The 6,819-nt window shown below is 59.0% G+C and carries 6 protein-coding genes and 2 pseudogenes; 7 read left to right on the top strand and 1 reads right to left on the bottom strand.

Translation table 11 applies throughout. The features are described 5' to 3' along the window. Positions 1 to 754: 754 nt before the first annotated feature. From AC244_RS34620 to AC244_RS34605, 5 genes and pseudogenes are all read left to right on the top strand, one after another. A complete protein-coding gene (locus tag AC244_RS34620; protein ID WP_053253342.1) occupies positions 755 to 1,393 on the top strand; it encodes a DUF433 domain-containing protein in 639 nt (212 codons plus the stop codon). After that, entirely contained in the window at positions 1,390 to 1,821 is a 432-nt protein-coding gene (locus AC244_RS34615; RefSeq protein WP_053253341.1) for a type II toxin-antitoxin system VapC family toxin, read from the top strand. Before AC244_RS34620 ends, AC244_RS34615 begins: the two co-directional genes overlap by 4 nt. Before the next feature lie 53 nt (positions 1,822 to 1,874). Then, a pseudogene (locus AC244_RS34610) lies at positions 1,875 to 2,176 on the top strand (IS6 family transposase); the annotation flags it as partial. 1 nt (position 2,177) lies between these two features. Then, a pseudogene (locus AC244_RS36145) lies at positions 2,178 to 2,318 on the top strand (universal stress protein); the annotation flags it as partial. A 60-nt stretch (positions 2,319 to 2,378) separates the two neighbouring features. After that, positions 2,379 to 4,307 carry a heavy metal translocating P-type ATPase gene (locus tag AC244_RS34605; protein WP_234717135.1) on the top strand — a complete coding sequence of 643 codons (1,929 nt, stop codon included), beginning with the start codon at positions 2,379 to 2,381 and terminating at the stop codon, positions 4,305 to 4,307. Between the two features lie 169 nt (positions 4,308 to 4,476). Here AC244_RS34605 and AC244_RS34600 read toward each other — a convergent pair whose 3' ends face one another. Beyond that, positions 4,477 to 4,917 carry a universal stress protein gene (locus AC244_RS34600; RefSeq protein ID WP_053253340.1) on the bottom strand — a complete coding sequence of 147 codons (441 nt, stop codon included), beginning with the start codon at positions 4,915 to 4,917 and terminating at the stop codon, positions 4,477 to 4,479. Between the two features lie 786 nt (positions 4,918 to 5,703). Here AC244_RS34600 and AC244_RS34595 point away from each other — a divergent pair. Both AC244_RS34595 and AC244_RS34590 read left to right on the top strand, forming a co-directional pair. After that, entirely contained in the window at positions 5,704 to 6,231 is a 528-nt protein-coding gene (locus AC244_RS34595) for an Hsp20/alpha crystallin family protein (RefSeq protein WP_053253339.1), read from the top strand. 71 nt (positions 6,232 to 6,302) lie between these two features. Beyond that, positions 6,303 to 6,749, top strand: coding sequence for a hypothetical protein (locus AC244_RS34590; protein WP_063934192.1), 447 nt, complete (start codon positions 6,303 to 6,305; stop codon positions 6,747 to 6,749). Positions 6,750 to 6,819 lie beyond the last annotated feature (70 nt).

Below are 6,819 nucleotides of genomic sequence, written 5' to 3'. Positions count from 1 at the left end.
GTGCCGAGTGGGCCATGATCTGCACCGCCCACAACCTCCTCAAGCTGTTCACCCTCGCAAAGCCCGCCTGAGCCGCCTATCCTGCAACAAATGTCCGTCGCAACGACCTATCTGGACGGGCTCCTAGAGGCTTTTTGCTCGGCAGGACATTCCCCCTTTCAAGGCCGTCGCCCCTACTCGTTTCAGCGGCATTCGTGTCGGCCGCCGTCGCTTCCGACGACGGTCCCGCTACGCGGGTCGCACGTGCGGCAGCGAGCCAGGCTGCGTCCGTCCCGGTCATTGCGCCGATACTGATCGCTTTGGCGCTTCCTTCTGCCCCTGGGCCGCGCCGATGCTGATCGCGCCGGCATTAAAACCCGCATCATAAATATCCGTTCTTAGAGAGAGGCGAGCCCGCATCGAATATGGTCAGGCGGTAAAATCCGCTGATGAGAGTATGATAACCATCGGTTCGGACCGTCATCTCCAGCACCGTGCACAGGCTACATCAATTGATCTGCCTCGCGTATGTGGGGTAGTTTAAACACGTCCGGAAAACCTAAATCGCTCATGAGAGGGTGTCATTTCGTCCCGAACCGGAACTGGCCCCACATAGGGGATGCGGGTGATATGGCAGTAAACGGTAAGTTGGCTGGCGGCCGCGGTGGTTTTACCCAAGCGGCATGTGTCAGTTCACGAACAGTGAGTTCCTGCGCGACCTTGCGTTAAATGCAATACATCCCTATATAGGGATGTATTGATATAGGAGTTTTTTATGGCCCAGATCCAGAGTTTTACGCTGAGCGAGGCAGGATATGTCTTGGGCCGAACCTCGGCGATGCTTAACAAGGCGGTTGACACAGGTGTCATTTACGCACGGCAAAGGAAGGTGGGGAACATGACCCAAAGGCTCCTTGGCCCTGCGGAACTGCGCTTTCTGCGGCTTGCCGATGAACTCGACAAAGATCTGACGCCAGCGGGGCGGCGTCGGCTTTACGGTGCCTTGCGTAAACTACCTGATGATGCTCACAAGCTCCAACTCGGAAGGCTCGAACTCGATCTTGCGCAGATCGACACCGATCTCAGAGACCGAATGGCGATGCTTGAGGCGATCAGAGGTAAGATTGATAGTAAGAGCAATCGAGGCGAGGCGGTTATTCGCGGAACGACAATCACGGCGCACCTGATCGCCGCTTTGGCACGCGACCAGAGCGTGGATGCGATCCTCGCGGAGTTTCCTTCCTTAACGCGAGACCAAATCGACGCGGCAGTCGAGTACGCCAAGGCTTACCCGAAGCGCGGCCGTCCCTATCCAACAAAGAGCCTGAAGACCGCTTTGGCCGATTTGGCCAATGCTGGGGCGTTCGAAGACAACGGTGATCTTGGTGAAGTCGGACCAAGAGCCATTCCGTGACGCTTTATCTTCTCGATGAAAATGTTCTCCGTGAACTCAAGCACGGCGGGCATAAGAATGTGCATCAGTGGATCACGACGGTTGATGACACGGACCTTCGGCTGAGCGTCGCGACGCTGTTCGAAAAGCGTCGGGGAGCAGAAGCATTGATGAAGAGGGAACCCGAACGTGCTCAGCGGATCCTAGATGGTATTGAGGCTCTTGAAAAATCTTTCTCCGATCGCATCATTCCGATTGACGGGCCGGTCGTCGCAGAGTGGACGCGCCTGCTCGGCATGAAGAACAAGGACAAGTGGGATGTTGCTCTGGCCGCGACCGCTCGTGTCCACGGTCTTGTGGTTGTGACGCGAAACGTCTCCGATTTCGCTGGGCGTGGGGTCAGGATCCTCAATCCGTTCAAGACGCCGCCCGAGATTTCGGATGTTTAGGCCGGCTTGTCACATAAACCAAGTGTCAGGACTTGCGGCATAGACGCGATGGCATGAGCACGCCTGCCATCAGTTATAAGCGCATCGTTTCCCGCCGCAGATTATCGCGCACGCGGTCTGGCTTTATTTCCGGTTTCCATTGAGCCTGCGCCTGGTCGAAGAACTGCTGCTGGAGCGCGGGATCGTTGTCTCCTACGAGACGATCCGCCGCTGGGCAAAGAAGTTCCGGCCGGACTACACCCGCCGACTGCGTCGCAAGAAGGCGCGCCGCGATGATGTCTGGCACCTGGACGAAGTCGTGGTCACCATCGCTGGCCGCAAGCACTGGCTGTGGCGGGCTGTCGATCAAGATGGGTAATCGATACGCCCAGGACGCTTCTGCAGAACTGATCGTCATGGGTGCCTATGGCCACTCAAGAATGCGCGAACGGGTTTTCGGCGGTGTCACTCGATCGATGCTTGAAACGGCAGTTGTGCCCGTTCTTATGGTACATTGAACGAATAGCGAAGCGGAACGGCCGACGTGGTGCGTCACGGCGTCACCCGACTGTGGCAAGATGACCCTTCTCCGGGGTGTGGCAGGAAAGCGCGGGGATGGCATGCACGCGGGTTTAGTCCACCTCGTATTCCTGGCGGTCGCTCTCACCGGCACCTTCGCGGGCTTGCTGGCGCAATGGTACGGTTGGGCGCAGGTGCCGGACCTCATCTGGAGCGCTGCGACTGTTCCAGTCATCGTCGCACTCACCATAACGATCGCGCGGGACTTCCTGGCCGGACGGGTGGGCGTGGACGCGATAGCGCTCGTTGCGATGATCACCTCGATAGCCATGGGGGAGCCACTTGCGGGTGCAGTGGTTGCCATGATGTATACCGGCGGCAACCTGCTGGAAGAATATGCGCGCGAAAAAGCCGAGTGCGACCTCCGGTCGCTTCGTGATCGAACACCTCGTATTGCCCACAGGTTGGCTGACGGTGAAGTTACGGACATTGCGACTGATAAAATCATCGTGGACGACGAGTTGCTAGTGAGAGCCGGCGAGCTATTGCCCGTCGATGGACATCTCCTGGACGAGCACGCCAAGCTTGACGAGTCCGCCATCACCGGCGAGCCCCTGCCGGAATCGCGGATCAAGGGTGACGAGCTTAGAAGCGGCACCGTCAATGCTGGGGAAGCCTTCCGCTATCAAGCGTCGGCCCCAGCGAACAAGAGCACCTACGCCGGCATTGTCCGCATGGTCGAAGAGGCGCAGACGGCCAAGGCACCGTTCATCCGGATGGCCGATCGTTTCGCCCTCATCCTTCTGCCGGCGACCCTTCTCGTTGCGGGTCTGGCCTGGTGGCTGACGGGGGACCGCATCAGGGCACTCGCCGTGCTCGTTGTCGCCACACCTTGTCCGCTCATTCTTGCCGCACCAGTTGCGTTCATCGGCGGTGTCTCGCGCGCGGCACGCGCCGGAATTCTGATGAAAGGAAGCGCAGCGCTCGAGGCGCTGGCCCTTATCCGTACTGCCATCTTCGACAAGACGGGGACATTGACCGAAGGTGGCGCGCGGCTCACTGTTTACGAGACCGTGCCGAACATCGACGCCGGCGAAACGCTGCGCCTTCTCGCATCGCTCGAACAGGCCTCGCACCACGTTCTCGCGGAAACCCTCGTTGCATTGGCCCGCGCCAAGGGCAGGCCGCTTTCGACTCCGTCTGAAGTGCGAGAATTTCGTGGCTCTGGATTGGAGGGCATTGTGGACGGTCGGCATGTGCGCGCCGGCTCGCGTGCCCTTTTGCTCGGGGATGCTCAGGTACCATCGTGGGCACGCTCCGCTGCCTCTGCTCAAGAAGGCAGTTCGGGGCTTGCAATCTATGTGTCCGTCGATGGTCGGATTGCTGCTTTCCTCCTGATGGCGGACGCGATCCGCCAAGAAGCGTCGGCGGCGTTGGCTCAACTTCACGCAGCGGGTGTCTCTCGTATCATCATGGTCACCGGCGACGACGCCAAGGCCGCCAATGCGGTTGGGGCTTCGCTGGGTATCGACGAAGTCTATGCCGATCGCAGCCCGGCTGAGAAACTTGCTGCGGTTGCGGCTGAACGGCGGCGTCAACCGACGATGATGGTCGGTGACGGCATCAACGATGCGCCGGCACTGGCTGCGGCTAATATTGGCATCGCCCTGGGTGCCCGCGGGGCGACCGCCTCGTCAGAAGCTGCGGACGTCGTGATCCTGGTCGATCGGATTGATCGCGTATCTCATGCTGTCATGATCGCGCAGCGCACAAGGGAAATCGCGATGCAAAGCATCGTTGTCGGTCTGGCATTGTCCGGGATCGCAATGGTCTTCGCGGCCTTTGGATACATCACTCCGGTCGCCGGCGCCCTCCTACAGGAAGGAATAGACATCGCGGTGATTGTCAACGCCTTGCGAGCCTTGAGCGGGCCATCAAGCACGTATCCTGCTGAAGAGTCGGCGTCGCCTGCCGCGGCAATTTCGTAAGTACATATTTTCCGGAAGGTAGCGAGGGTTGCCTATCGGGCTTCGGTCCATGCCGTCGCCCTGCCTCAAAACCTAATCACCCCAGGCTGACCACCGTGCGCTCGCGAGCATGTCGAACTCCGGACGATTTTGTCTCACCACGACGTATGCCAGTCTCCCTGTCTTCGTGCTATTTCCTGTATATCAGGACGGGGATGGTCGAATGTGTAAGAACCTTGGCGGCGACGCTGCCGATGATCAAGGCGCCGACACCGCCGCGGCCGTGCGAAGCCATGATGATGAGATCGGCGCCGATATCCTCCGCTTTCCTGATGATCTCGAGGTAAACCTCGTGCGCGCTGGTCTGATCGGTCACGCAGCGAACGCCGGCCGCTTCGGCCCTGGTCCGAGCGGCGCGAAGCGTCTCGGCAGCATGCACCTCGGAAAGCGCCTCATATTGCGCGCGGGTGTTGCTGAGTTGCTCCGCATCCAGAGAAACGAGGTGAAAAGGTTCCGTCACGATAAAGATGGTGATATTCGCGCCCACTTCCTTTGCGAATGTGATGGCGGCATCCACGGCCAGCGTCGCGAGCGGTGAGCCGTCGGTGGGTATGAGGATGTTGCTGAACATGAAAGCCTCCCGATTGAAGTCGGAATCAAGGTAGCCGCATCGCCCTGAGCCACATTGACCCAGATCAATTAATTTAGCTTTGTCTTATTTACTCGGTGGGCAAGCAAAAATAAAACGAATGACCAGCTTGGGTCATGGGCGTGGGTTCGGCCGACAGCGACAGAACTTCCGAAAAACGTCAATTTCAGGCGTCGCGTTTGTGGGTTCACAACCCAGATAATTCAACTCACCGAGAGGGAGGAAAGGGTTTTTCCCTGTCCGCCTGATCGTGCAGGCGATCGAAATAGACGAGCGCCATCGGCGGGCAGCCTCCACCAGCGCGACGCGGACTTCGGATCCGCAACCTTCAGCATCACTTTCGTCCGCGTCTCAGGAATGTCGGCAAGGGGTTATCGTTTCGGCGTTGAACTGCGCTCACCCCTCATAGATCAAGCCCTCACCGCCTTCGGCACGGGATATTGCTACCATCTCGTCGGCAGCAGCCTGCTCTGGACGGCGGCTTGTGCGAGGCGGAGCGTGCGTCTTTGCTCATGCTGATTTCCACGGAAAGATCACCATCAATCGAATGGAAGTACATCCCTCAAGCGAGCGGCGGCGCTCGTCGTCAAACGAGGAGATTGAGATCGGTTTGGGCCGCGCATCTTTTTTTGACGCGCATCAATGCGCGTTTCTCTGGATGTGGCGTCATAGATCGATAGCCGAGTGACTACCCGCTCGACGGAAATGGAAGGCCACAGGGTTCGCGCCTCGGCGGTCGCGGCCTGTTTATCCGAAGGAGAACCAGTCATGGCTGAACCAGCAACCCCAATGCCCACCAAACCAGAAGAAAAAGCGATCAAGCGCGGCACCGAAGCATGGCTTCCGTTTGAGAGCCTTCGGGCCGAAATCGACCGACTATTCGACGATTTTCCCCCGAATTTCTGGAGCCACCCTCTTGGAGCCGGCCTCACGCGTCGAGCGCCTCTTCTGTCCAACTGGGCGGTCGCTCCCGCCGTCGACCTGATCGAAAAGGAAACCAACTACGAGATGACCGCCGAACTTCCGGGAATGGAGGAGAAGGACGTTGAGGTCAGCGTTTCGAACGGAACCTTGACGATCCGCGGCGAGAAGCAGGAAGCGAAGGAGGAGAAGGAGAAGGAATACGTTCTGTCGGAACGCCGGTTTGGTTCGGTCCGCCGCACGTTCAAGAATCCCGAGGACGTCAAGACCGACGACATCGCCGCCACCTTCTCGAAAGGCGTTCTGACGCTAACGCTGCCGAAAACCGAGGAAGCACGGCAGAACGAGCGCAAGATCCAGATAAACACAGACTGACAGCGAGTTTTCTCGCTCCGCAAACGCGCGAGCGCGTTTGCGGACGGGAGCGCTCCAAATGGAGGGAACCGATGTCTTTCAAGACCATTCTCAACGTGACCGGCGTGTCGGAGATCGATCAGGATCTTCAAGTCGCGATGGACCTCTGCAGTCAAGTGAGCGCCCATCTCAGCGTTTTTCTTGCGGTGATGGCGCCGCAACCGACCGCGCGCTATGCAACGCTGGCGCCGAGCTGGCTGGAACAGCGAGAGCGCAACCTGCAGGAACTAGCGGAACGGGTAGGCCACGTCCGCGACCGCATTGCCAAAACGGAACTGTCGTTTGACGTGGATAGCGTCTATGCGGAGGTGGCCGGAGCCAGCCATGACATCGGCCAGCGGGCGCTTTATGCGGACCTGCTTCTGGTCGGCCCGGCTGTCTTTGGGAACGAGGATCTGAAGTCGCAGATCGTCAACGGCAGCCTCTTCTGTGGTTGCCGCCCGTGTGGCAAGAAGTTTCTAACCCAAATATGCCAGTGATCGAGTGCGGTCTTCTGTCAGGCCTTTGAATGCGGCATGTCAAAAGCCGCTGGCCGGTATGGTGATCTGC

The organism is Ensifer adhaerens (assembly GCF_001270265.1).
Classification (GTDB): domain Bacteria; phylum Pseudomonadota; class Alphaproteobacteria; order Rhizobiales; family Rhizobiaceae; genus Ensifer; species Ensifer adhaerens_B.
This window is presented reverse-complemented; position numbering and strand designations above follow the sequence as displayed.